19 protein-coding genes are annotated in these 24527 nt (G+C 73.1%); 14 read left to right on the plus strand and 5 right to left on the minus strand.

What is annotated here, in order from left to right; translation table 11 throughout:
* Window positions 1–10 precede the first annotated feature (10 nt).
* Together ACIRRH_RS03730 and ACIRRH_RS03735 are read right to left on the minus strand one after the other, a co-directional pair.
* Window positions 11–883, minus strand: coding sequence for a peptidase (locus ACIRRH_RS03730; protein ID WP_403061253.1), 873 nt, complete (start codon window positions 881–883; stop codon window positions 11–13).
* Window positions 884–885: 2 nt separating this feature from the next.
* Window positions 886–2214, minus strand: a complete 1329-nt coding sequence (locus tag ACIRRH_RS03735; RefSeq protein ID WP_403061256.1) for a VWA domain-containing protein — start codon at window positions 2212–2214, stop codon at window positions 886–888.
* A 165-nt stretch (window positions 2215–2379) separates the two neighbouring features.
* Here ACIRRH_RS03735 and ACIRRH_RS03740 point away from each other — a divergent pair, with 165 nt between their 5' ends.
* From ACIRRH_RS03740 to ACIRRH_RS03760, 5 genes are all read left to right on the plus strand, one after another.
* Window positions 2380–3231, plus strand: a complete 852-nt coding sequence (locus ACIRRH_RS03740) for an ATP-binding cassette domain-containing protein (RefSeq protein WP_403061259.1) — start codon at window positions 2380–2382, stop codon at window positions 3229–3231.
* Complete coding sequence (locus tag ACIRRH_RS03745; protein ID WP_403061262.1) at window positions 3231–3914, plus strand: ABC transporter; 684 nt, start codon at window positions 3231–3233, stop codon at window positions 3912–3914. Before ACIRRH_RS03740 ends, ACIRRH_RS03745 begins: the two co-directional genes overlap by 1 nt.
* A gap of 174 nt (window positions 3915–4088) precedes the next feature.
* A complete protein-coding gene (locus ACIRRH_RS03750; protein WP_403061271.1) occupies window positions 4089–4580 on the plus strand; it encodes a DUF1269 domain-containing protein in 492 nt (163 codons plus the stop codon).
* Window positions 4581–4969: 389 nt separating this feature from the next.
* Window positions 4970–6460, plus strand: a complete 1491-nt coding sequence (locus ACIRRH_RS03755; protein WP_403061274.1) for an amino acid permease — start codon at window positions 4970–4972, stop codon at window positions 6458–6460.
* A 128-nt stretch (window positions 6461–6588) separates the two neighbouring features.
* Window positions 6589–8022: a glycosyltransferase 87 family protein gene (locus ACIRRH_RS03760; protein ID WP_403061277.1), complete on the plus strand. Its 1434-nt coding sequence runs from the start codon at window positions 6589–6591 to the stop codon at window positions 8020–8022.
* A gap of 30 nt (window positions 8023–8052) precedes the next feature.
* On the opposite strand, the gene ACIRRH_RS03765 is transcribed toward ACIRRH_RS03760, so the two are convergent.
* Both ACIRRH_RS03765 and ACIRRH_RS03770 read right to left on the minus strand, forming a co-directional pair.
* Window positions 8053–9801 carry a penicillin-binding transpeptidase domain-containing protein gene (locus ACIRRH_RS03765; RefSeq protein WP_403061280.1) on the minus strand — a complete coding sequence of 583 codons (1749 nt, stop codon included), beginning with the start codon at window positions 9799–9801 and terminating at the stop codon, window positions 8053–8055.
* A gap of 187 nt (window positions 9802–9988) precedes the next feature.
* Window positions 9989–11779, minus strand: coding sequence for a dolichyl-phosphate-mannose--protein mannosyltransferase (locus tag ACIRRH_RS03770; RefSeq protein ID WP_403061283.1), 1791 nt, complete (start codon window positions 11777–11779; stop codon window positions 9989–9991).
* Between the two features lie 97 nt (window positions 11780–11876).
* On the opposite strand from ACIRRH_RS03770, the gene rsmI reads away from it, so the two are divergent.
* The 7 genes from rsmI to ACIRRH_RS03805 all read left to right on the plus strand — a co-directional run bounded on the left by rsmI (window position 11877) and on the right by ACIRRH_RS03805 (window position 20009).
* Window positions 11877–12746: a 16S rRNA (cytidine(1402)-2'-O)-methyltransferase gene (rsmI, locus tag ACIRRH_RS03775; protein ID WP_403061286.1), complete on the plus strand. Its 870-nt coding sequence runs from the start codon at window positions 11877–11879 to the stop codon at window positions 12744–12746.
* Between the two features lie 235 nt (window positions 12747–12981).
* Entirely contained in the window at window positions 12982–13407 is a 426-nt protein-coding gene (locus ACIRRH_RS03780; RefSeq protein WP_403061288.1) for a hypothetical protein, read from the plus strand.
* Between the two features lie 86 nt (window positions 13408–13493).
* The gene (gene metG / locus ACIRRH_RS03785) at window positions 13494–15116 is read left to right on the plus strand and encodes a methionine--tRNA ligase (RefSeq protein ID WP_403061291.1); all 1623 of its coding nucleotides are present in this window, start codon (window positions 13494–13496) and stop codon (window positions 15114–15116) included.
* A 1-nt stretch (window position 15117) separates the two neighbouring features.
* The gene (locus ACIRRH_RS03790; RefSeq protein WP_403061294.1) at window positions 15118–16023 is read left to right on the plus strand and encodes a TatD family hydrolase; all 906 of its coding nucleotides are present in this window, start codon (window positions 15118–15120) and stop codon (window positions 16021–16023) included.
* Between the two features lie 89 nt (window positions 16024–16112).
* Window positions 16113–17108 carry a 16S rRNA (adenine(1518)-N(6)/adenine(1519)-N(6))-dimethyltransferase RsmA gene (rsmA, locus tag ACIRRH_RS03795; protein WP_403061297.1) on the plus strand — a complete coding sequence of 332 codons (996 nt, stop codon included), beginning with the start codon at window positions 16113–16115 and terminating at the stop codon, window positions 17106–17108.
* Window positions 17105–18022, plus strand: coding sequence for a 4-(cytidine 5'-diphospho)-2-C-methyl-D-erythritol kinase (locus ACIRRH_RS03800; protein WP_403061299.1), 918 nt, complete (start codon window positions 17105–17107; stop codon window positions 18020–18022). The genes rsmA and ACIRRH_RS03800 overlap by 4 nt, the downstream gene beginning before the upstream one ends.
* Window positions 18023–18143: 121 nt before the next feature.
* Window positions 18144–20009: an ABC-F family ATP-binding cassette domain-containing protein gene (locus ACIRRH_RS03805; RefSeq protein WP_403061302.1), complete on the plus strand. Its 1866-nt coding sequence runs from the start codon at window positions 18144–18146 to the stop codon at window positions 20007–20009.
* A 6-nt stretch (window positions 20010–20015) separates the two neighbouring features.
* On the opposite strand, the gene ACIRRH_RS03810 is transcribed toward ACIRRH_RS03805, so the two are convergent.
* The gene (locus tag ACIRRH_RS03810; protein ID WP_403061305.1) at window positions 20016–21947 is read right to left on the minus strand and encodes an FUSC family protein; all 1932 of its coding nucleotides are present in this window, start codon (window positions 21945–21947) and stop codon (window positions 20016–20018) included.
* Between the two features lie 391 nt (window positions 21948–22338).
* Between ACIRRH_RS03810 and ACIRRH_RS03815 the strand changes: the two genes are divergently transcribed.
* Entirely contained in the window at window positions 22339–22821 is a 483-nt protein-coding gene (locus tag ACIRRH_RS03815) for a hypothetical protein (protein ID WP_403061308.1), read from the plus strand.
* Entirely contained in the window at window positions 22778–24487 is a 1710-nt protein-coding gene (locus tag ACIRRH_RS03820; RefSeq protein ID WP_403061311.1) for a hypothetical protein, read from the plus strand. The genes ACIRRH_RS03815 and ACIRRH_RS03820 overlap by 44 nt, the downstream gene beginning before the upstream one ends.
* Window positions 24488–24527: the final 40 nt, after the last annotated feature.

Consider the following 24527-nt stretch of genomic DNA (forward strand, 5'->3'; position numbering starts at 1 on the left):
CGGGGGTGCCTCAGAGGCGGTCCGAGCCGGCGTGGCTGCCGCTCTGGTGGGAGCCCTGGGACGGGACGGCGCCGTAGCGGCCGGGCCGGTGGCCGTGCGGGTGCCGGGTCAGGTTGTAGCCGAGGACGCCGGCCAGCGCGGCCAGGAAGCCGCCGCCGATCGTCCAGTACCAGCGGCTGTTCCAGCCGGAGAACCAGCCGGTGTACCAGTGCTCCTCCTGGGCCACCGGGGCGGCCGCCTTGGCCGTGCCGGCGCCGCCGCCGACCGGCGGGACCAGCGGGGCCTTCAGCTCGCCGCCCTCGGGCTGGGCGTTGTCGGCGTCGCCCTTGGCGGCGACGTGCAGCTGGACCGAGGAGGCCAGGCCGAGGTCGGGCTGCGGCACGTCGCCGACCGACAGACGCACGTAGTAGGTGCCGGGCAGCGGGTCGCCGGACCACGGTTCGGCCCAGGTGCGGACCTCACGCAGGGTGCAGTTCAGCGCCAGGGTGGCGGCGCTCTGGTCGGCGGTGGCGTTCTGGGTGCCGGCGGTGCACGACTGGCGGCGGCGCAGCCCGTCGAAGACCTCGACGGACCACGTCTGTGGGCCGTGCCGGTCGGCGGCGGGGGCCAGGTTGACGGTCAGGTCGACCGTCGGGGTCTGGCCCTCGGAGGCGCCGAACGCCCAGTACAGGTAGTCACCCGTGGAGACGGAGACCTTGGCGTCCTGGCCGGGGGAGAGGTTGACCGCGGTCAGGAAGGAGGTGCCGGCCTTGGTGGCCGGGGCCGGGGTGCCGCTTGCGCTGGCCGAGGGGGACGGCGAGGCGGCCGAGGCGGCCGGGGCACCCAGGGCCAGGGCGGGCAGCAGGGCGAGGGCGGCGAGGGCGCCGCGAAGCATCGTACGCATGGTCAGTTCTCCCGCCAGACGGCGATCCGCCAGCGCGCGATCCAGCCGAAGACCAGACCGAAGGCCAGGCCGGCCAGGGTGAGGGTGAGCAGCAGGATCCAGCCGCGGCCGAGGCCCATCGCGGCGCCCTCCGGGGCGGGCGAGGCGGAGGCCAGGTCGACGGTCAGCTCCAGCGGCAGGCCGGGGTCGGCCTGGACGCCGGCCTGCGGGGCCAGCGAGTTGCTGACGACCAGGCAGACGGTCGTCTCCGGCTTCTCCTTGGAGTCCTTGGACGCGGTGGGGCCGGTGGTGACGTAGCCCTTGGAGTCGTCGGTTGACCAGCGCAGGCCGGTGGAGACCACGTCGGTGCGGGAGCTGCCGGCGTCGGTGCCGCGGACCAGCTCCTGGCCGGTCGCGCTGGTGGCCTGGAGCAGCACCCCGTAGTCCCTTGCCACCGGGCGGTCGAGGGCGACGCTGACCGAGGCGCGCAGCTCCTGGCCCGACTTGACCGGGACCTTGTAGACGCGGTGCTCGGAGAACTTCTCGCGGTCGGTGTAGACGCCCGGGGCGAGCACCGGGGCGCTCTCGCACTTGTCGGTGCCGGTGGTCTTGACCGGGGTCACCGTGTAGGTGTCGTTGGAGCGGTCGACCAGCTGCTTCACCTTGTCGGTGAGCTGCTCCTGGGTGCGGACGTCGGTGTAGGTGCCGCCGGTCGCGTTGGCGATGCAGAGCAGCTGCTGGCGGGTCTTGTCGTCGTGGGCCAGGCCCAGGGTGTCGACCACCAGGTGGATGCCCTGGGAGGCGAGTTCGCGGGCGACGTCACAGGGGTCGGGCGGGGTGCAGGTGTCCTCGCCGTCGGTGATCAGCACCACGCGGCGGGTGGTCTCGCCCTTGCCGAGGTCCTGGGCGGCGCCGCGCAGGGCCAGGCCGATCGGGGTGAAGCCGGTGGGCCGCAGGGTGGCGACGGCGGTCTTGGCCTCGACCTTGTTGGTCTTGCCGACCGGGTAGAGCTGCTTGGTGTCCAGGCAGCCCTGGGCCTTGTCGTTGCCCGGGTAGGTCGCGCCCAGGGTGCGGATGCCGAACTCGGTCTCCGCGGGCAGCGCGTCGATCACCTCGTTCAGCGACTGCTGGGCCACCGAGATGCGGCTCTTGCCCTGAATGTCCGCCTCGCGCATGGAGCCGCTGACGTCCAGGACGAGGTCGACCCGGGGGGCCTCCTTGGCCGCGGGGGCGTTCCCGGCTGGTGGTTCGTCGGCGTGGGCGGGCAGGCCGAGGAGCAGCGAGGCGCTCGTTATCGCCAGGGCTGCCAGCAGGCTGCCGAGCCTGGTCTGTGGTCGTCGTCCGGTATTCACCCGCCCGATCCTAGGGAGCATCAGTTCGCCCTGGCGAAACGAGTCCGGTTCGCGCACCGACCCGCCCCGGTGTGAACTCCGGCGCGTGGACGGGGAGTCGGTGCTCACGCCGGCCTTAACCGGGCTGGATAGCCTTCCGTGAACAACGGACCGGAAGGAGGCCCGATGGAGCTGGCGGCGGTCGGCAAGCGGTACGGGCGGCAGGGACGGTGGATCCTGCGCGGGGTCGATCTGAGGGTCGGGCCGGGCGAGTTGGTGCGGATCGCCGGGCGGAACGGGAGCGGCAAGTCGACGCTGCTGCGGATGGTCGCCGGGATCGAGCGGCCGAGCACGGGGCGGGTGATGCGGCCCGGCCCGACGGCGTACGTGCCCGAGCGCTTCCCGCCGGCGCTTCCCTTCGACGCCGCGTCCTACCTGCTGCGGGTGGGCCGGGTGCACGGGCTGTCGGCGGAGCGGGCGCGGCAGCGGGCGGAGGAGTGGCTGGACCGGTTCGGTGTCGCGGACCGGGCGGGCACGCCGCTGAGCCGGCTGTCGAAGGGCACCTGCCAGAAGGTCGCGGTCGCCCAGGCGCTGCTCCCCGAGGCGCGGGTGCTGCTGCTGGACGAGGCCTGGACCGGGCTGGACCCGGAGGCCCGGGCGGTGCTGGACGAGGCGGCCGCCGAGCGGGCGGCGGCGGGCGGCACGGTGCTGTTCGTCGACCACGACCCGGCCCGGCTGGCCGGGCTGACCAGCGCCGCGTACCGGGTCGGTGCGGACGGTGCGCTGCGGCCCGTCGAGGACGGGGAGGGGGAGCCGGCGTGGGACGGTCCGGCGATGGTGGTCGAGGTGGACGTCCCGGACGGCTCCCCGCTGCCGGAGCGGCTCCCGGGGGTGCCGGAGGCCACCGCGCTGGCCGGGACGGCGGTGCGGCTGGTGGTGCCCGCCGTGCACTCGGACGCGCTGCTGCGCCGGCTGCTGCTGGGCCGCCCGGCCGTCCGGGTGCTGGCGGTGCGGCGGCACGAGGAGGGGGAGCGGTGATGGCGCAGATCGGTGCACTGACCCGGTACCACCTGGAGCTGCTGTTGCGCTCGCACGCCTGGCTGCCGCCGTTCCTGGCGTACGCGCTGCTGCTGGTGATCGGGGTGGCGGCGGGCGATCCGCTGCTGGGCGGTCTCGGCTTCGGCGCGGGGGTGCTGCTGCCGGTGAGCGCCTGGTACGTGCGCAGCGCGCTGAGCGCGGAGCCGCCGGCCTCGCGGGCCTGCCTGGTGGCGGCGGCGGGCCCGGTCCGGGTCCATCTGGGCGCGCTGCTGGCGGCGCTGACGGTGTCGCTGGTGCTGGCCGTCGGCCAGGTGGCGGCGGTGTGGTGGACCAGCGGGCCGGTGGCCGACCCGGGGGCGCGGCAGGAGCCGGGGGCCGGGCCGGCGGTGCTGGCCGGGCTGGTGGCCTCCGTGGTTTGCGCGCTGCTCGGGGTGCTGGCCGGGGCGGTGGCGAACCGGCCGGTGCTGGTCCGCGCGCAGTACGGCATTCCGGCGGCGCTGGGGCTGGCCACGCTGCTGCTGGTGGTGCCGGTCTCGCCGGCCAACACGGCGGTGAGCGGGCTGGTGTCGGCGGCCCGGACCGGCCGGGTCGCGGTGCCGTGGGCGAGCCTGCTGGTCGCCGCCGTCCTGCTGGCCGCGGTCGGCGCGGGGGTGGCGGCGCTGGCCGGGCGGCGGTCGGAGTGACGGCCCGGGGGGCGAACCGGCGGGCCCGGGTGATTCCGGTAATAGCAGACACGCCGTAGCGAAGGGTCCATACATACGGATAGCGCTCGTTAGGGTGACGAAACGGGACAGGGGCGCCGCCGCACCGGCGCCCGGACCCGGCCGGCCTGTCCGACACCCTGGAAGGACCCCGCAATGAGCAACCTCTTCGCGATCGCCTACCCGGACCTCGCCACCGCCCAGACGGTGCGCAACGAGGCGATCGGGCTCCAGAAGCAGAAGCTGATCGAGCTGGAGGACGCGGTCGTCGTCGAGCGTCGCGCGGACGGCAGGATCAAGCTGCACCAGCAGGTCAGCACGACCGGGGCGGGCGCCGCGAGCGGCGCGCTCTGGGGCGGGGTCATCGGCCTGCTGTTCTTCATGCCCCTGGTGGGCGCGGCGGTCGGCGGCGCGACCGGGGCGGCGGTCGGCGCCTCCACCGACATCGGGGTGGACGACGACTTCATGCGCCAGGTCGGCGAGCACCTCCAGCCCGGCACCGCCGCCGTCTTCCTGCTGGTGCGCAGGGCGACCGCCGACAAGGTCGTCCCGGCGCTCGCCCGCTACGGCGGGCAGATCATTCAGACCTCGCTCTCGGCCGAGGCCGAGGCCGAGCTCAGGGCGACCGTCGAGGCCTCCCGCGCGTAGGGCGTGTCGCCCGCCCTTCCCTGTCCGAACGCCGATCGGGGCGGACCGGCTCCCGCCGGTCCGCCCCGATCGGCGTTCCCCGGCCGTCGGCACCGCGCGCCGGGAACCGCCGCCGGGCCGGACCGGTGCTCGGCGGGATGCCCTCACAGGGGTGCTGAGCTGCTGCTTTACCCACCGAGTGGCAGAAGCGCCGTTTACGAAGTGTCCGGTTTGTACAGCACTATGCGCCAATTCGGACAATGCGCCGGTTCGGACTGTTCGTTTGCGACACTGGTGCTTTCGCCGGGTACTGTCCCATGTTTGTTCGGTTGATCCCCCGATGACACCTAAGGGCATTTCGGGTGACCAGCCGCCAGGACACCCTCCCCCCGCCCAGAAGGACCGCAGTTTTGGCCAGCAACACCCTTGGTGCGCGTCTGCTGCGACGCAAGCCCGTCTCGACACTGATCGCGGAGACCGAAGGCAAGGACGCCCTCCCAGCCGGCGCGCCCGAGGAGGGCGGGCGCTCCGGCATCCACCTGCGCCGTTCGATCGGCCTGTGGCAGCTGTCCTCGATCGGCATCGGCGCGACCATCGGCACCGGCATCTTCTTCGTGCTGAACACGGCGGTGCCCTCGGCCGGCCCGGCCGTCATCCTGTCCTTCGTGATCGCCGCGGTCACCGCCGGACTCACCGCGCTCTGCTACGCCGAGATGGCCTCCGCGATCCCGGTCTCCGGCTCCTCGTACTCCTACGCCTACGCCACTCTCGGCGAGGGCGTCGCCTTCGGCGTCGGCGTCTGCCTGCTGATGGAGTACGGCGTCTCCGCCTCCGCGATCGCGGTGACCTGGGCCGAGTACCTGAACAAGTTCTTCGACCTGGCCTTCGGGTTCAAGATCCCCGAGCAGCTCTCCGGCGCGCCGGACAGCACCCACTGGTTCAACCTGCCGGCGCTGCTGCTGGTCGCGATGGTCTGCTTCCTGCTGATCCGCGGCGTCAGCGAGTCGGTGAAGGTCAACGCGGTGATGGTCGCGATCAAGATCCTGATCCTGCTGATGTTCATCTGCGTGGCGCTGACCGGCTTCCACTCCGGCAACCTGACCCCGTTCATGCCGCTCGGCATCAGCGGCGTCCAGATCGCCGCGTCCAGCATCTTCTTCTCCTTCATCGGCCTGGACGCCGTGTCCACCGCCGGTGAGGAGGTCAAGAACCCGCGCCGCACCCTGCCGATGGCGATCATCATCTCGCTGGTCGTGGTGACCGTGCTCTACATCCTGGTCGCCCTGGCCGGCATCGGCGCCCAGCCCTGGCAGAAGTTCGAGGGACAGGAGGCCGGCCTCGCCCAGATCCTCCAGGACATCACCGGCCAGAGCTGGCCCGCGATGGTCTTCGCGTTCGGCGCGATCGTCTCGATCTTCAGCATCACCCTCGTGGTGATCTACGGCCAGACCCGCATCCTGTACTCGATGGGCCGCGACGGCCTGCTGCCCCGGCGCTTCGCCGAGCTCTCCCCGCGCACCGGCACCCCGATCTGGAACACCATCGTGGTGGGCCTCGGGGTGGGCGCGCTGGCCGCGTTCGTCCCGCTTCGGGTCCTGGCCGACATCACCAGCCTCGGGACGCTCATCGCCTTCTCGGTGGTCTCGATCGGCGTGATCGTGCTGCGCCGCACCCAGCCCGACCTGCCGCGCGGCTTCAAGGTGCCCGGCTACCCGGTCGTCCCGCTGCTCAGCATCGGCTTCTGCATCTACCTGATCAAGGGCCTGCACGCCGACACCTTCCGGGCCGGGGCGATCGCCCTCGGCGTCGCCGTGGTGGTCTACTTCGGCTACAGCATCAAGCACTCCCGGCTGGAGCGGGCCGAGCGGCAGTCCGTGTCCTCGGACAACACCTCCGGCTGACCCGGAAGCAAACCCCCGTGTGAAGGGCCGCCGACCGCCACGGCACCCGGCGGCCCTTTCACGCCATCGCCCGTCCGGTGTCCGCCGTCTTGGCGACAGGGCCCGGTTCCCACCCATAACCTTCCACCATGGTGAGCACCCGCACGCCCGGCTACTCCCGCCCGCGCGGCCGCTTCACCGGCCGCGGCAGAACGCCGGCCAAGACCTCCGCGACCGAGGCGTCGTCCCGAACCGGACGACCGCCGCGCGGTTTCTCCGCCCGGCCCTTCCCCCGCCAGCGCGGCGAGAGCACCTTTCCGCCCACGCTTGATCGGCTGAATGCCGCCAGGCTCGCCGGGCTCGCCTCGATGCGGACCGTCCAACTGCTCGGCTGCCTGGTCGCGGCCGGCTGGGCCGCCGCCTTCCCGCTCGTCTCCGACCTGGCCAACCAGCGGCTGTGGGGCATGATCGCGGCCCCCGCCTACGTCCTGGCCGGACTGCTCTGCCTGACCCTGCCGCGCCGCTTCGCGGCCCACGCCGCCGCCGCGGTCGCCCTCGTCGGGGCCGTCCTGATCCCGCTCGGGCTGCTCGCCCTGCAGGGCCGCCACCAGTCCGAGGTCATGGTGGTCGAACGCTCGGCCCACCTCCTGCTCACCACCGGCACCGCGTACCTGCCGCACCCGGTGGTGGTCACCGACTACAACCCGTACCTGCCGGCGATGTCCCTGTTCGGGATGCCGCGCCAGCTGCTCGGCGACTCCACCGCCTTCGCGCGGGTCGCCGGGGACGCCCGGATCTGGTTCGCGCTGACCTTCTTCGTCTGCCTGCTGGCCGCCTGGCGGCTGCTGCGGACCTCCCGCCCCGGCAGCGGCGACCCGCGCGCGCCGCTGCTGCCGCTGGCCGTCCTCACCGCCTCGCCGCTGATCGCGCTCGCCCTGGTGGTCGGCGGGGTGGACCTGCCGCTGATCGGGGTCTGCTGCCTGGCCATGGCGCTCGCCGAGCGGGACCGCACGGTCGGCGCCGGTCTGGTGCTCGCCCTCGCCTGCACCCTGAAGTGGACGGCCTGGCCCGCGCTGCCAGTCGCCGTCCTGCTGCTCTGGCGGCTGTACGGCCGGCGGCCCGCGGCCCGGACCGCGCTGATCGGGGTCGGGGTGAGCGCGTTGGTGATCCTGCCGTCCGCGCTGGCCCAGCCGGACGCACTGCGCGAACAGGTGGTGCGCTTCCCGCTCGGGATGACGGCGATCCGCACCCCGGCGGGCAGCCCGCTGCCCGGCAAGGTGCTGGCCGGCTTCGGGCCGACCGGGCACGCGATCTCGTTGGCGCTGATGACCGTGGCCCTGGTCGCGGTGGCGATCTGGCTGCTGGCCCGGCCGCCGGTCTCCGCGATCGCGGCGGCCGACCTGCTGGCCGCCGGGCTCGCGATCGCCTTCATGTTGGCCCCGGCCGGACGGTTCGGGTACCTGGCGCTGCCGGCGGTGCTGGTGATCTGGCCCCGGCTGGCGGCCGGGCGCTGGAGCAGTCGGCGCCCGGCCCCGCCCGGCCGGGTGCGGGGAAAGCCGCAGCCCGCCCTGCCGCGAGGCTGAGCGGGCTGCGGGGGTGCGGCTCCCGGAGGCTCAGCGGCCGCCGGCGGCCTTCAGGATGGAGGCGACGGCCGGGCCGGCCGCGTCCACGCCGTGGCCGCCGCCCTGCACCTCGGCGGCCACCGCGATGTTGCCGCGGTAGGCGGTGAACCAGCTGTTGGTGACGTCGACGCCGGCGACCTCGGCGGAGCCGGTCTTGGCGCCCGCGTTGTCGGTGATGCCGGCCATCACCTCCTTGGCGGTGCCGCCGGAGGCGGTGGCCGCCATCATCGCCTTCAGCTTGCCGGCCACGTCCGGGGACAGCGGGCGGGCGGCCTTCTGCTGCGGCAGCTCGGCGACCAGGATCGGCTGCTTGAACTCGCCGCTCTGCACGGTGGCGGTGACCGAGGCGATGGCCAGCGGGTTCATCTGGACCTTGCCCTGGCCGATGTAGTTCATCGACTGCTCGTCCTTGTTGGTGCCCGGGTCCGGCACCCGGCCGTCGGCGTTGGGCAGGCCGGTCTTCCACTCCAGGCCGATGCCGAAGACGTCCTTGGCCTCGCCGGCGAGGCTGGTCGGCTTCAGACTGGCCAGGCCCTGATTGATGAAGGCCGTGTTGCAGGACATCATGAAGTCCTGCTGGAGCGTGTTGTTCGGGAAGGCGCCCGGGAAGGAGTTCGGGATCGGGTGCGCGTTGCCGCTCTTCTCCGGGCAGGCCACCACGGTGTCCGGGTTGACCCCGGCCTCCAGCAGCGCCGCCGAAGTGACGATCTTCATCGTCGAGCCCGGTGCGAGCAGCCCGGTGAAGGCCCGGTTCTGGCCGTTGGACGGCGAGTTGGCGAAGGCCAGCACCTGACCGGTGCTCGGCTCGATCGCGACGATGGAGCCGGGCTTGCCGCCCAGGTCGGTCATCGCCTTCTCGGCGGCGGCCTGGAGGGTGTTGTCGATGGTCACCTTGAACGGCTTGCCCGGCTTCGGCTCGACGATGGTGAACAGCTTGTCCGCTGCGCCCTTGCCGGCCGGGTCGGAGATCACCACCGCGCTGCCCGCGTCCTGCTCCTTGGCCGGGTCCGGCGGCAGCAGCTTGTTGGCGTTCTCCTGGAGGGTGTTCATCAGCGCCGGGGTGAGCGAGGCGCCCTGGACCGGCTTGCCGTTGCGGTCGACCACGGTGGACGGCGGGGAGTAGACCGGCTGGACGGCGATGGTCTCGTTGCCGGACAGGTGGGGGTGGATCACCGACGGGGCCCAGTGCACGGCCGGGGTGTTGTCGCTCATCTTCACGACGCCCAGGAAGCCCTGGTAGTCCCAGGCCCGGTTGGTGCCCGCGAACTCGGCGCGGGCCTTGAAGGACATCAGCGTGCCGGTGGGCCCGGGCGTGGCGGTGGCGGACGGCGAGTCGGCCGCACCCGGTGTCGCGGAGGCCCCGGCGGACGGCTTGGCGGCCGGGGCGGGGGTGCCGGTGGCGGCGGCGAAGACCTGCTGGGTGGTCGGGCCGAACGGGGTGAGGGTCAGCGCGCTCGGCTTGACCTGGTCCCTGAAGGCGGTCAGGGCGGCGGTGGCCGCGGCCGGGTCGTCGGTCAGCGAGGCCGCCTTGGCGATGTCGCCGGCCGCCCAGGCCGCCAGGAAGTCCTTCGTGCCGGCTGCCGCCTGCTCGGCCGACGGCGGTTCGGCGACCACCGTACGGGGCTTCTTGCCGTTGGATCCGCCCGAGTCGCTCATCAGGCTGTACGCGCCGTAGCCGCCGCCCGCGAGGACGGCGATGGACACGCCGGTGATGATGCCGATCTTCGCGCCACTGCGCATGGTGCAGTTCCCCCAGGGGTCTCGCGGCCGGGCGCAACCGGCCGGGGCCGGAAACGCGGTACCCCCCCACCCTAGGCAGCGCGGATCGGTGCGCCGGCGAATCGCCCGGGACTTGTGACGGATCTGGTACGTGTCGTGCACCGCATACGGACGGTTCGCGGGAACCCGGTGTGCACGGGGCGGCGGATCAGATCCAGGTGTTGAACCACATCCGTCGGCGCCAGTCCTCCAGCGGGATGGTCTGCCCGGTGAACAGCGGGAAGAAGAACAGGAAGTTCCAGACGATCAGCAGGACCAGCAGGCCGGCCGCCGCGGAGCCGATGATCCGGCGGTCCCGGGAGGCGCCGGCCGGGCCGATCAGGGCGCCGATCAGCATCGTCACCGCGAGCACCAGGAACGGGACGAAGACCACCGCGTAGAAGAGGAAGATCGTCCGCTGCTGGTAGGCGAACCAGGGCAGGTAGCCGGCGGCCAGGCCGCAGAGCAGCGCGCCCGCCCGCCAGTCCCGCCGGGCCGCCCAGCGCCACAGGCAGTAGGCCAGCGCCGCGACGCCCGTCCACCACAGCAGCGGGGTGCCGATGCCCAGCACCTCGCGGGCGCAGTCGGCGGCGGTGCAGCCGGACTGGCCGTACTTGGGGGACTCGTAGTAGAAGGACACCGGCCGGCCCAGCACCAGCCAGGACCACGGGTTGGACTGGTAGGTGTGCGGGTCGCTCAGGCCGACGTGGAAGTCGTAGACCGTCGAGTGGTAGTGCCACAGGGCGCGCAGGCCCTCGGGTATCCACGGGAAGTCGGTGGAGCGCCCGGCCGCCCAGTCCCGGCCCCAGCCGCCCTGGCCGGGGGCGGTGCTGCTGGCGAACCAGCCCCACCAGGACGCGACGTAGACCGCGGCCGAGACCACGACGACCGAGACGAAGGCCGGCACCACGTCCCGGGCGAGCACGGCCAGGAACGGGCGCGGGGCGCCGGCCAGGCGGCGGGCGCCGACGTCCCAGAGCACGGTCAGCAGGCCGAAGGCCGCCATGACGTACAGGCCGCTCCACTTGGTGGCGCAGGTCAGGCCGACGCAGACGCCGGCCGCGATCCGGTACGGGCGCCACCCCAGGTTCAGCCGCTGGGCGAGCTGCGGGTTCTCGATCCCGCCCAGTCTCCGGGCCAGCAGGGCCCGGGTGCGGTCGCGGTCCAGCAGCAGGAAGCCGAAGGCGGCGAGGGTCCAGAACATCACCACCAGGTCGAGCAGGGCCGCCCGGCTGAGCACCAGGTGCAGGCCGTCCACCGAGAGCAGCAGGCCCGCCACACAGCCGAGCAGCGTGGAGCGGAACATCCGGCGGGCGATCCGGGCCACCATCAGCACCGACAGGGTGCCGAGCAGGGCCACCGCGAACCGCCAGCCGAAGGGGTTCATGCCGAACAGCTGCTCGCCCGCGCCGATGATCCACTTTCCCACCGGCGGGTGCACCACGTACGAGGGCGTCGCCCGGTACGGGACGGCGGCGCCCGGCGTCATGATCGTGGTGTTGGCGTCCTCCGGCCAGCTGATCTCGTAGCCGCCGTGCCAGAGCGCGTAGGCGTCCTTGGCGTAGTACGTCTCGTCGAAGATGATCGCGTTCGGCTGCCCGAGGTCGGTGAACCGCAGGACGCCGGCGAACACCGCCACCGCGATCGGACCCAGCCAGCCGGCCCAGCGGCAGAGGAAGAACCACAGGCCCTGCGGCAGCGAGACGCCCATCCGCAGCAGCAGCGGCGACTGCGGCACGTCCCGGGGCGTCACCCGGGGGTCGTCCGGCATCGGCGGCGCCAGGCGCTCGGTGAGCGTCCCCGCGGGACGGGCGGTGTAGCCGAACCGGGCCAGGCGTTCGCGCCAGTCGGCGGGCCCGGTCCGTGGTGAGCGGGGGGACGGCAGGCCGACGCCGCCGTACGCGGAGTGGTCCGTACCAGTGGGCGTCTGCGCCGCCGTGTCGCCGTTCATCCGCCACATCGTAGGGGCGCTTCTCGCACGCGTGTCCGCTCCCTCGGAAGCTGCCCGAATCGTCACCAAAAGCCCTGGGCGCTCGGCAGCTGCAAGGATGGGGACCGTGACAGGAGTACTCGTTCTCGCAGGCACCCCCATCGGCGACGTCTCGGACGCCCCGCCCCGGCTGGTCAACGAACTGGCCACGGCGGACGTGATCGCGGCCGAGGACACCCGGCGGCTGCGCCGGCTCACCCAGGCACTCGGGGTGACCCCGGCGGGACGGGTGGTCTCCTACTTCGAGGGCAACGAGGTCGGCCGCACCCCCGAACTGGTCGAGGCGCTGCTCGGCGGCGCCCGGGTGCTGCTGGTCACCGACGCCGGCATGCCCTCGGTCTCCGACCCCGGCTACCGGCTGGTCGCCGCCGCCGTGGCCGCCGACGTCAAGGTCACCGCGGTGCCCGGACCCTCGGCGGTGCTCACCGCGCTCGCGCTGTCCGGCCTGCCGGTGGACCGCTTCACCTTCGAGGGCTTCCTGCCGCGCAAGAGCGGCGACCGGGCCCGGCAGCTCACCTCGATCGCCGCCGAGCCGCGCACCATGGTCTTCTTCGAGGCGCCGCACCGGATCGCCGAGGCGCTGACGGCGATGGCCGAGGCGTTCGGGCCGGAGCGGCCGGCCGCCGTCTGCCGCGAGCTCACCAAGACCTACGAGGAGGTCAAGCGCGGGCCGATCGGCGAGCTCGCGGCCTGGGCGGCCGAAGGCGTCAAGGGCGAGATCACCGTCGTGGTCGCCGGCGCCCCGCCGGCCGCGCCGCAGGAACTGACCCCGGCCGAGCTGGCCCGGCTGGTGGCCGTCCGCGAGGAGGCCGGGGAGCGCCGCAAGGAGGCCATCGCGGCCGTCGCGGCGGAACTCTCGCTGCCCAAGCGGGAGGTCTTCGACGCGGTTGTGGCGGCGAAGAAGGAAGGCCTGGGGGGCGGCCCGGGAAAGGGGTGAATTCCGGGGCTTGCGTTGCTCGCGGGGAGTCGTACCTTGGAGGGAAGGCCCCGGTAAACACCCGCTGAGCTGAAGTTTCGGTCGCGGTTCTCGGTCCTGGGGAGGCCCTTCGTATAGGGCTGCCCAACCCGCATCCAAGTCTTCACAAGTGGGGCATCGGCCGAGGCGGTCCGGGCATTTCCTGGAAGGGAAAGACCCAGCCGGACGAACGTCCGGCGGGCGCTGGGAGACGGCTATGAGCGATGTTGTCGGCAGCCCCCGCGGTGGCAATGCGCTGAGCACGGCCGGCCTGGCCGGCCGGCCGCACACTCCCGTCGAGACCGTACGGGAGGCCTACTCCTTCGCGTGCCTGCGCTGCGCGTACGGATGGGAGCAGGCGTACGACATCGAGCACCACGTGGCCAGGGACGGGCACGTCGTGTTCGAGTACCACGCCAACGGCGTCCGGGTGCCGTCCCCGCTGCTCAAGCCGACCTGCCCGGGGTGCGGCGGCCACACCGTTCGGATCATGCGCGAGGGCCGGGTGGCCTCCGCGGACCAGCCGTGGCAGCACGCCCCCGGCTACCCGGCGCACGCCGAGCCGGCCGGGACGCCCCCGGTGGTCGAGCCCGTCCAGCCGCGCGGACGCTGGGCCCGGTTCTGGTCGCGGCTGCTGGGCTGACACCGGGGCGACGCAGGAGGGACCGCCCCCGGCCGGGAGACAACTCGGTCGAGGGCGGTCCGCGCGCCCGACTAAGCTTTCCGACCATGGCGGCCACTGCAGACCACAGCACCACCGGGGCGAGCGCCCCGGCGTACTACGTTTCCACCCCGATCTACTACGTCAACGATCGCCCGCACCTGGGCCACGCGTACACCACCGTGGCGGGCGACGTCCTCACCCGCTGGCACCGCCAGCGCGGCGAGAAGGTGTGGTACCTGACCGGTACCGACGAGCACGGTCAGAAGATCATGCGGACCGCCGAGGCGAACGGCGTCAGCCCGCAGGAGTGGTGCGACAAGCTGGTCGAGGAGGCCTGGAAGCCGCTCTGGGAGCACCTGGAGATCGCCAACGACGACTTCATCCGCACCACCGAGGAGCGGCACACCGCCCGGGTGCAGGAGTTCGTCCAGGACCTGTACGACAAGGGCGAGATCTACAAGGGCGGCTACTCCGGCCCGTACTGCGTCGGCTGCGAGGAGTTCAAGCTCCCGTCCGAGCTGCTCGACGGCGCGACCGCGGACGAGAAGCTCTGCTCCGTGCACAAGCGGCCGGTCGAGTGGCTGGAGGAGGAGAACTACTTCTTCCGCCTCTCCGCCTACGGCCCGCAGCTGCTGGAGTTCTACGCGGCGAACCCGGACTTCATCCAGCCGGCCTCGGCCCGCAACGAGGTGCTGCGCTTCGTCGAGCAGGACCTCAAGGACCTCTCGATCTCCCGTTCCACCTTCGACTGGGGCGTGCCGCTGCCCTGGGACGAGAAGCACGTCCTCTACGTGTGGGTCGACGCGCTGCAGAACTACATCACCGCGGCCGGCTACGGCAGCGACCCGGAGCGCTTCGCCGAGCTGTGGCCCGCCTCCGTCCACCTGGTCGGCAAGGACATCCTGCGGTTCCACGCCGTCATCTGGCCCGCCATGCTGATGGCCGCCGGACTGCCGCTGCCCAAGCGGGTCGTGGCCAACGGCTGGCTGATGGTCGGCGGCGAGAAGATGTCCAAGTCCAACCTGACCGGCATCGCGCCCACCGACCTGACCTCGCACTTCGGGGTGGACGCGTACCGCTACTACTTCCTGCGGGCGATCCCGTTCGGCACCGACGGCTCGTTCTCCTGGGAGGACTTCACCGCCCGGTACACCTCCGAGCTGGCCAACGACTTCGGCAACCTGGCCTCCCGGGTCGCCGCGATGGTCGGCAAGTACTTCGACGGGGTGCTGCCCTCCGCCACTGCCGCGGGCGACGCCGAGCAGGCCGTGGCGGACGGGCTGACCAGGGCCGTCGAGACGGCCGACCGGAAGATCGGCGAGGAGCTGGACTTCGCCGGCGGCCTCGCGGCGATCTTCGAGTTCGTCAAGCAGGTCAACGGCTACCTCACCGAGCAGGAGCCCTGGAAGGTCGCCAAGGACGACTCGGCCGAGGGCCGGGCCCGCCTGGCCACCATCCTCTACACCGCCGCCGAGGCACTGCGCGCCACCGCCGTGCTGCTCAACCCGGTGATGCCGTCCACCGCCGAGAAGCTGTGGGCCTCGCTGGGCGCCGAGGCCGCCGGGCTGGGCGCGCTCTCCGCGCAGACCGTCGCCACCGTGGCCGACTGGGGCCGGCTGCCCGCCGGTGCCACCGTCACCAAGGGCGAGATCCTCTTCCCGCGCCTCGAAGAGAAGCCGACCGCCTGACATGGCCGCCAAGGACGACCGGTCGACCCCGCCGCCGCTGCCGGAACCCCTTTCGGTGGCGGTGGCCGACTCGCACACCCACCTGGACATGCAGTCCGGCACCCCGGCCGAGGGCCTGGCGAAGGCCGCCTCGGTCGGGGTCACCACGGTGGTCCAAGTGGGCTGCGACGTGCCCGGCTCGCGCTGGGCCGCCGAACTGGCGGCGCAGTACGAGCAGGTGCACGCGGCCGTCGCCCTGCACCCCAACGAGGCGCCGCGGATCTTCCTCGGCGACCATGGGGGCACCTCCCAGCCCTCTGGGGCTGGGGGAGGCTGGTCCGGGCAGCAGCGGAAGGCCGGCGGCGCCGCCGCGCTGGACGAGGCGCTCGCCGAGATCGACCGGCTCGCCGCACTGCCGCAGGTGGTGGCGGTCGGCGAGACCGGCCTGGACTACTTCCGCACCGGGCCGGAGGGCGTGGAGATCCAGAAGGAGTCGTTCCGCCGCCACATCGAGATGGCCAAGCGGCACGGCAAGGCCCTGGTCATCCACGACCGGGACGCCCACGAGGACGTCATCGCCGTCCTGCTGGAGGAGGGCGCCCCGGAACGGACGGTCTTCCACTGCTACTCCGGCGACGCGGAGATGGCGAAGACCTGCGCCGAGAACGGCTGGTACCTCTCCTTCGCCGGCCCGGTCACCTTCAAGGCCAACCAGCCGCTGCGCGACGCCCTGCTCGCCACCCCGCCGGACCGGATCCTGGTCGAGACCGACGCCCCGTTCCTCACCCCGCACCCCTACCGCGGCCGCCCGAACGCCCCGTACCTGATCCCGGTCACGGTGCGCTCGATGGCCGCCACCCTGGGGCTGGCCGAGGACGAGCTGTCCGCGGCCATCGCGGCGAACACCGCCCGGGCCTTCGGCTACTGAGCCCCGCCTCCGGCCACTGATCCGGACCGAGCGGTGCCCTTCGGATCGGCGAGTCCGGAGGGCACCTCCGGCGCCCGTATCCTTGGCGCGTGAGCACCACCGACCCCACCCCTGACAGCCGCCCCCAGCCTCCGGCCGGGGGGACCCCCTTGCTGGGCAGCGCCGACATCCGGGAGCTGGCTGCCGCGTTCGGCGTGAAGCCGACCAAGCAGCGCGGGCAGAACTTCGTCATCGACGGCAACACCGTGCGGCGGATCGTCCGCGCCGCCGAGGTGACGGAGCAGGACGCGGTGGTGGAGGTCGGGCCCGGGCTCGGCTCGCTCACGCTGGCGCTGCTGGAGGTGGCGCGGCACGTGACCGCGGTCGAGATCGACCCGGTGCTGGCGCAGCACCTGCCGGACACCGTCGCGGCCCGGATGCCGGGCAAGGCGGACTCGTTCGACCTGGTGTTCAGCGACGCCATGGAGGTCACCGAGCTGCCCGGGCCGGCGCCCACCGCGCTGGTCGCCAACCTCCCGTACAACGTCGCGGTGCCCGTCCTGCTGCACATGCTGGCGACCTTCCCCAGCATCGAGCGGACCCTGGTGATGGTGCAGAGCGAGGTCGCCGACCGGCTCGCCGCCAAGCCGGGCAACAAGGTGTACGGAGTCCCGTCGGTCAAGGCCAACTGGTACGCCGACGTGAAGCGGGCCGGCGCCATCGGGCGGAACGTGTTCTGGCCCGCCCCCAACGTCGACTCCGGGCTGGTCTCGCTGATCCGCCGCGAGCCGCCGAAGACCAGCGCCAGCCGCGAGGAGGTGTTCGCGGTGGTCGACGCCGCGTTCGCCCAGCGGCGCAAGACCCTGCGCGCCGCGCTGGCCGGCTGGGCGGGCTCCGCCGCCGGGGCCGAGCAGGCGCTCGCGGCGGCCGGCATCGACCACAAGCTGCGCGGCGAGATGCTGACGGTGGAGCAGTTCGCCGCGATCGCCGAGCACAAGCCCGCCGGGGACAAGACCGTCGAGCACAAGCCCGCCGAGCACAAGCCCGCCGAGCACGAGACTGCCGAGCACAAGCCCGCCGAGCACACGACCGAGGAGTCCGCGTGATCACCGTCCGGGTACCGGCCAAGGTCAACGTCCAGCTGGGGGTCGGCGGGCTGCGCGCCGACGGCTTCCACGACCTGGCCAACGTCTTCTTCGCCGTCGCCCTCGGGGACGAGGTCACCGCCACCGACGGGGAGGGCGTGACGCTGAGCTGCTCCGGGCCGGACGCCGCCGTCGTCCCGCTGGACGACAGCAACCTCGCCGCCCGCGCCGCCCGGCGGCTCGCCGCCCACCACGGCATCGCCGACCCGGGCGTGCACCTGCACATCGCCAAGGCCATCCCGGTGGCCGGCGGGATGGCCGGCGGCAGCGCCGACGGCGCTGCCGCACTGGTCGCCTGCGACGCGCTCTGGCAGCTGGACACCCCGCTTCCGGTGCTGCTGGAGCTGGCCGCCGAACTCGGCTCCGACGTGCCGTTCGCCCTGCTCGGCGGCGTCGCACTGGGCCGCGGCCGGGGCGAGATCCTGGAGCCGCTGGCCGTCGGGGGCACCTTCCACTGGGTCTTCGCGGTCGCCGAGGGCGGCCTGTCCACCCCCGCCGTGTTCCGCGAGTGCGACCGGCTGCGCGAGGAGGCCGGCACCGGCTCCAGCGACACCGACGTCCCCACCCCGGACGCCGACCCGGCGCTGCTCGCCGCGCTCGCCGAGGGCGACGCCGTCGCCCTGGCCGCCGCGCTCGCCAACGACCTCCAGCCCGCCGCGCTCTCGCTGCGCCCCGCGCTCGCCGCCACCCTGCGGGCCGGCACCGAGGCGGGCGCGCTCGGGGCGCTGGTCTCCGGCTCCGGGCCGACCTGCGCCTTCCTGGCCAAGGACGCCGAGGCCGCCGCCGTGGTGGCCGAAGCACTGAGGGCCTCCGGCACCTGCCGGACCGCGCACGCCACCCACGGGCCGGTGCCGGGGGCCTCCGTCGCGGGCTGACGCGGTGAAGGTGCTGCGGCGGGCCCATTAGGCTGGAGAGATCGGGGTGTCCCCGAGAGGGGTGCCCGGCCGTCGAGCGGTGGGCCGCCCCGCGACCGCCGAACCCAGGAGCGCAGCACACGTGGCCGTCAACCTCGCCACCATCGAGTCCGTCACGAAGGTCTACGGCACCCGCACCCTGCTGGACGCGGTCAGCCTGGGCGTCAGCGAGGGCGACCGGATCGGCGTCGTCGGCCGCAACGGCGACGGCAAGACCACCCTGATCCGGATGCTCGCCAAGCTGGAGGAGCCGGACGGCGGCCGGATCACCCACTCCGGCGGGCTGCAGATGGCCGTCCTCACCCAGCACGACTCGCTCGACCCCGAGGCCACCATCCGGCACGAGGTGATCGCCGACCGGGCCGACCACGAGTGGCTCGGCGACGCCCGCATCCGCGACATCATCGAGGGCCTCTTCGGCGGCCTCGACCTGCCCGGCTTCGCCGACGGCCTGGACACCGTCATCGGCCCGCTCTCCGGTGGTGAGCGCCGCCGGATCGCCCTCGCCAAGCTGCTGCTCGGCTCGCCCGACCTGGTCATCCTCGACGAGCCCACCAACCACCTCGACGTCGAGGGCATCAACTGGCTCGCCGCGCACCTCCAGAAGCGCCGCTCTGCTCTGGTCTGCGTCACCCACGACCGCTGGTTCCTCGACCAGGTCTGCACCCGGATGTGGGACGTCCAGCACGGCGAGGTGCACGAGTACGAGGGTGGCTACTCCGACTACGTCTTCGCCCGCGCCGAGCGCTCCCGGATCGAGGCCGTCGAGGAGCAGAAGCGCCAGAACATGGCCCGCAAGGAGCTGGCCTGGCTGCGCCGCGGCGCCCCCGCCCGCACGTCCAAGCCGCGCTACCGGATCGAGGCCGCCAACGCCCTGATCGCGGACGTGCCGGAGCCGCGCGACAAGTCCGAGCTGATGAAGTTCGCCAACGCGCGGCTCGGGAAGACGGTCTTCGACCTGGAGGGCGTGACCGTCAAGGCCGGCCCGAAGCTGCTGCTGGAGAACGTCACCTGGCAGCTCGGCCCCGGCGACCGGATCGGTCTGCTCGGCGTCAACGGCGCCGGCAAGACCTCGCTGCTGCGCGCCCTGCGCGACGCGTACGCCTCGGAGGGCGACGTCCAGCCGGCGTCGGGCGTCATCAAGGTCGGCAAGACCGTGCGGCTGGCCTACCTGTCGCAGGAGGTCGCCGAGCTGGACCCGGCGACCCGGGTGCTCCAGGCCGTCGAGCAGGTCCGCTCGCGGGTCGACCTCGGCAAGGGCCGGGAGATGAGCGCCGGCCAGCTGTGCGAGCAGTTCGGCTTCGGCAAGGACAAGCAGTGGACGCCGGTCGGCGACCTCTCCGGTGGCGAGCGGCGCCGGCTCCAGCTGCTGCGGCTGCTGATGGACGAGCCCAACGTGCTGTTCCTGGACGAGCCCACCAACGACCTGGACATCGAGACGCTCAACCAGCTGGAGGACCTGCTCGACGGCTGGCCCGGCTCGATGATCGTCATCAGCCACGACCGCTTCTTCATCGAGCGCACCACGGACACCGTCCAGGCGCTGCTCGGCGACAAGAAGATGCGGATGCTGCCGAACGGCGTGGACGAGTACCTGGAGCGCCGGGCCCGGATGGCCGCCGCGGTACCCGCTGCCGCTCCGGCCGCGTCGGGCGCGTCGGGCGCGTTGGGCGCGTCGGGGGTCTCGGGCGGCTCGGGCGCTTCGGCTGCCGAGGGTGCTGCTCCTGCGCTGTCCGGCGGGGACCTGCGGGCGGCGAAGAAGGAGATGCAGAAGCTTGAGCGGCAGATCGCCAAGCTGGACGAGAAGGAGTCCAAGCTGCACGCCCAACTCGCCGAGCACGCCGCCGACTTCTCCAAGGTCGCGGAGATGGACACGCAGCTGCGCGCGGTCCGGGAGGAGAAGGAGGAGCTGGAGATGAGCTGGCTGGAGTTGGCCGAGCAGGTCTGAGCCGGGTCAGCCGGTTCGGAGGAGCGTTTCGAGCTCCTCCGCCGCACGGCCCAGTGCGCTGCGCGTCGGGTCGTGCGGGGCGGTCGGACCGGCCGCCGGGTTCGTCGGCGGGCGGTGCGCCCGGGCGGCGGCGGTCAGCTCGTCCAGCGCCTGCCGCACCCGGTCGACCTCGGCCGGGTCCGGCACCCGGCCGCCGTACCGGATCTGCGCCGCGAAGGCCGCCACCGCGCCGCCCAGCCGCTCCAGCGCCGCCGTCGCCGGCAGCCACCGCTCGGCCAGCCGGCCGGTGGGCGGGGGCTCGGCCAGCCCCTGCTGCACCTCCCGGCGGGCGTCCGCCAGCGACCGGTAGGCCGTACGGCGCAGCCACACCTGGGCGTTGCCGTTCCGGAGGACGGAGTCGAGGTAGGCCCGCAGCGCCGTCGCCGCGTCGACCAGCTTGGGCTCGATCCGGTGGCGCGGACGCTCCGGCCACAGCAGGCAGCCGAGAAGCAGGACGACCGCGCTGGCCAGCACGGTGTCCAGGACCCGGGGCCAGAACTCGGCGGCGCTGCTCTGCCCGCCCAGCTGGAGCAGGACCAGCGCCATCGGCGTCATCACCACGGTGTTCAGCCCGTAGTGCGCCGCCGTGGCGTACGGGAGCAGGGCCACGCAGAGGGCGGCCATCGCGGTCAGCGCCCACTCGTCGGTGGTGACCACGAGCAGCGCCGCGGTCACGGCCACCCCGAGCACCGTGCCGACCGAGCGGCTCACCGCGCGCAGGAACACCGAGCCGAGGTCCGGCTTGAGCACGAAGGCGATCGTCATCGGCACCCAGTAGCTCTTGCTGAGCGGGTAGTTGGCGGTGACCGCCGAACCGGCCGCGATGCACAGCGCGACCCGCAGCCCGTACCGGACCGAACCCCGGGACAGCAGCCGCGCCCGCAGCCGCCAGGGGTCCGGCGGCGGCGCGGGGGCGGTGCCGAGTCGGGTGTCGCGGCCGGCCACGGTGTCGGCGGCGGCGCGCAGCGCCACGTCCAGGGCCTGCCGCGACGGGGTGTCGGGCCGCCAGTCCGGGACGGCGACCTCGCCGCCGCCCTGCCGCACGGCGGCCGCCAGCCGGTTCGGGACCTCGGCCACCTCCGGCGGGACCGGGCGGCGGGCCCACAGCAGGCCGGTCGCCGCCTCGGTGGCGGCGAGGGCGGCCTCGTACATCCGGCTGCGGCGGTCCTGGCGGTCCCGGTGGTCCCGGTGGTCGCTGTGGTCCCGGTGGCCCCGGCGGTCCCGGTGGCTCGTGCCGAGGAGGTCCTGGAGCTGGTTCAGACGGGCCGTCAACACCTGGCGCGAGGCGGCCGCCCGCGGGCCGCCCAGGTCGGCGAGCGTGCGGCCGAGCGCGTCGTACGCGGCGGCCAGCGCCCGGTTGCGCGGATCCGCGGCGGGCCGGTTCGGTGCCCCCGCCGGCAACCCGAGCAGCACCACGAACGCGGCCCCGACCGGCAGCATCGGCGCCGCCGCCCACCACGGCTGCGGCAGCGGCATCCCACTGCCCAGCGCGGCCGACACCAGCAGCAGCATCCCGGCCGCCGAACCGCGCGGACCGGTCGCACTCAGTGCGCCGGAGGCGAAGGCGGTCAGCGTCAGCGCGACACCCAGGACGAGGCCGTCCGCGTCGGCGTGCTGGAGGGCGGTGCCGATCAGCATGCCGAGCGCGGAGGCGAGGACGGCCGTCCCGATCCGGGCGGTCCGAAGCCTGCCCGGCTCGACGCGGTCGTTCATCGTCGCGTGCATCGCCCCGAGCCCGGCGAACACCCCCAGGTCCAGCCGGTGCGCCAGCAGCCCCACCGCCAACGGCACCGCCATGCCCACCGCCGCCCGCGCCATCAGCGCCACCGGAACCGGCGGCCGCGCGGGCCGCGCAGCACGGGCCCACCAGGGGGAGGGGGAGGCGTCGGAGGAGCTCACGCGGTCACGTCCGTTCTGCGGCCTTGGGTCGCTGCTGTGCGACATTGCGCGGCAGATGGGGCGTACCGGGTCAGTCTACCCAGGGCCGCTGTGACGGCTCGTACGTGTCAAGTTCGTACCGATCGCGTACGGGCGGGCCAAGGGCCCTGCCGGTCCGACGGGGGTGGTGGCTACGATGACGGAGGCGGAAACCGTCCACAGGGCGGACGGTGCGCCGACCAGAACGGTACGACCCAGAAGTTGACGGTGTGTTTGCGGCCCGGAGCGGCCCGGGGACGACCCGGGCGCGGCCGGCCGTACGGGGGAGAGGTGAACTGCTGTGGCAGAAGGTAACGGGAACGGGTCGGAGACTCCTGCACCGGCGAACCCTTCGGGGGACACGACGCCGTTCATGCTGGAGCAGAAGCTTCCATGGCCCCTGGGCGGGATCAACGTCGCCCCCATCGTCAGCACGGTGCAGACCAACGTCAGCGCCGGGGACCTGGTGGCGGCCTTCGGGAAGCAGAACGTCAAGGTCGAGCTCGACACGCTCACGACGTTCGCCGGGAAGGTCGAGGCCCTGCTCGCCGCCATGGAGGGCTCGGCGGCGGCGCCGTACAAGCTCCAGGAGCAGAAGCTGACGGGCAAGAGCTTCGCGAGCGCGGAGTTCGCCGAAGCGACGGCCCTGACCAGCGCTTACGAGAAGGTGCACGCCCAGCTCGTCCAGCTGCACAAGGACCTTGCGTCGCAGATCCAGGCGATGCAGACGGCGGTTTCGCGGACGGCGAGCATCTACGGGACCAACGAGGACCACACGACGGCTGCACAGAACGCCGTCGCCAAGAACGCGGGTGTCACCACGTCGGCACCGGGATCGGGCGACGGCAAGTACTAATGGCGGTCCGGGGAGAGTTCTACGGGGAGACGGGGAGCAAGTAGTGGCAGCCAGCACGAACTTCGAAGGCATGGAACACGCCCACCTGCGCAAGATGGTGGACAGTACGGATCCGACGACGATCCTCAGCCGCGGCACCCAACTGCAGTCGGCCGGACGGGTGCTGAAGGAGCTGAGTGCGGCGCTCAAGTCGCACGTCGGAAACGTCACCTGGGAAGGGCCGGCTGCCGAGAACTTCAAGACCTGGGTCAACAACCTGCAGCAGTCGGCGCAGATCATCGGCGACCACGCTGCGACGGCCGGTGACGCGATGCACCAGGCCGGCGAGGCGCTCAGTACCGCAAAGGTCGCCGTGCCGGAGCCTCCGAAGACGGAGATCCAAGCGGTCAACAAGTACAACAGCCAGTCGAACCTGGTGAAGGTGCCCCAACTCGCCGTCGGTCAGTCCGTCGATGCCTACATGAAAACGGTCGACCCCAAGTGGGTGACGGCGACGGAGTTCAGCCTGGCCAAGGCGAAGGTCGAGAAGGAGCACCAGGAAGCCGTTCTCCAGATGGAGAAGCTGGCACAGGCGTACAGCGCGGCGACGACGACGCTGAACGGGATTCCTTCGGATGTGGTGCTGCCGGGGACGCCTGGTGATGGCGCCGACAAGGGCGATTCGTCGACTGTTTCGGGCGGCAGTGGTGGCTCGGCGGGTTCTGGCGGCTCAGTTCGCAGCCCCCGTTTGCGCGGTGGAAGCGTCGATGGCGGGTCCAACCCGTCCGGCGGCGGAGGCTACGGCGGAGGAAAGGTCCTGCCCCGTGACCCGGGCTTGGGCGGTCCTGGCCCGTCCAACCCGGGTAACACCCCGACCCCGCCGCACGGCGGTGGAGGCCAGCTGCCGCCCGCGCCGCAGGACCCGGGGATCTCGACCCCGCCGTCCTACCCGTCGGACCCGGTCAACCGTCCGGGCACCGACCTCAACAGCCTGCCCCCCGCGCCGACCCTGCCCACCCAGACCGGCCCGTACGGCCCCGGCGGCGGCCAGGTGCCCACGGACGGACCGACCAGCCTCCCCGGCTACCCGAACGGGCCGAGTGGCCCGAACACCGGACCCGGCGTCCCCGGTGGCGGCCCGGTTCCGGGCCGGGTCGGACCGGGCGGCGGGACGTTCCAGAACAAGGGCGGCGGCCAGATCCAGCCGCGTACAACCCCGTTCGGCGGTGGTCCGGGGCAGGGGAAGAGCGGCACCCCGGGGCTGCCCAGTGGGACGGTCTTCGGTGCCCGTGAGGCAGGACCGGGCGGCGGCCGGGTCGGCGGGCCGGCCGGCATGGGTGGTGGCATGCACCCCGGCATGGGCGGCGCCCACGGTGGGGCGGTCGGCGCCGGCGGCGGATCGCGCGGCCGAGGTCTGGCCTCGACCACCGGCGGGACGGTGGGAGGTCGCAAGGGACCGACCGCGGGCGGGGAGTTCACTCCTGGCGGTACGGGCCTGCGCAACCGCGCGGCGGGTGCTGCCGAGGGCGGTACGCAGCCTAGGCAGAACGGCATGATGGCGCCTGGAATGGCGGGTCACGGCGGCCGGAACGAGCGTGACCGCCGCAAGCGGGCCGACTACCTGCACGAGGACGAGGAGACCTGGACGAGCGGTACGCCGCACAGCAACCCGGACGTGATTGAGTAGGACGGCAATGACTGCCCGGCCACTGGGCCTCCCCAGTGGC

It is taken from the genome of Kitasatospora sp. NPDC101235, assembly GCF_044767505.1.
GTDB lineage: Bacteria > Actinomycetota > Actinomycetes > Streptomycetales > Streptomycetaceae > Kitasatospora.

Coding starts and splice junctions, on each gene's coding strand:
- ACIRRH_RS03730 (WP_403061253.1), bottom strand. CDS start 883: ATGCGTACGATGCTTCGCGGCGCCCTCGCCGCCCTCGCCCTGCTGCCC.
- ACIRRH_RS03740 (WP_403061259.1), top strand. CDS start 2,380: ATGGAGCTGGCGGCGGTCGGCAAGCGGTACGGGCGGCAGGGACGGTGG.
- ACIRRH_RS03745 (WP_403061262.1), top strand. CDS start 3,231: ATGGCGCAGATCGGTGCACTGACCCGGTACCACCTGGAGCTGCTGTTG.
- ACIRRH_RS03750 (WP_403061271.1), top strand. CDS start 4,089: ATGAGCAACCTCTTCGCGATCGCCTACCCGGACCTCGCCACCGCCCAG.
- ACIRRH_RS03760 (WP_403061277.1), top strand. CDS start 6,589: ATGGTGAGCACCCGCACGCCCGGCTACTCCCGCCCGCGCGGCCGCTTC.
- ACIRRH_RS03765 (WP_403061280.1), bottom strand. CDS start 9,801: ATGCGCAGTGGCGCGAAGATCGGCATCATCACCGGCGTGTCCATCGCC.
- ACIRRH_RS03770 (WP_403061283.1), bottom strand. CDS start 11,779: ATGTGGCGGATGAACGGCGACACGGCGGCGCAGACGCCCACTGGTACG.
- ACIRRH_RS03780 (WP_403061288.1), top strand. CDS start 12,982: ATGAGCGATGTTGTCGGCAGCCCCCGCGGTGGCAATGCGCTGAGCACG.
- metG (WP_403061291.1), top strand. CDS start 13,494: ATGGCGGCCACTGCAGACCACAGCACCACCGGGGCGAGCGCCCCGGCG.
- ACIRRH_RS03790 (WP_403061294.1), top strand. CDS start 15,118: ATGGCCGCCAAGGACGACCGGTCGACCCCGCCGCCGCTGCCGGAACCC.
- ACIRRH_RS03815 (WP_403061308.1), top strand. CDS start 22,339: ATGCTGGAGCAGAAGCTTCCATGGCCCCTGGGCGGGATCAACGTCGCC.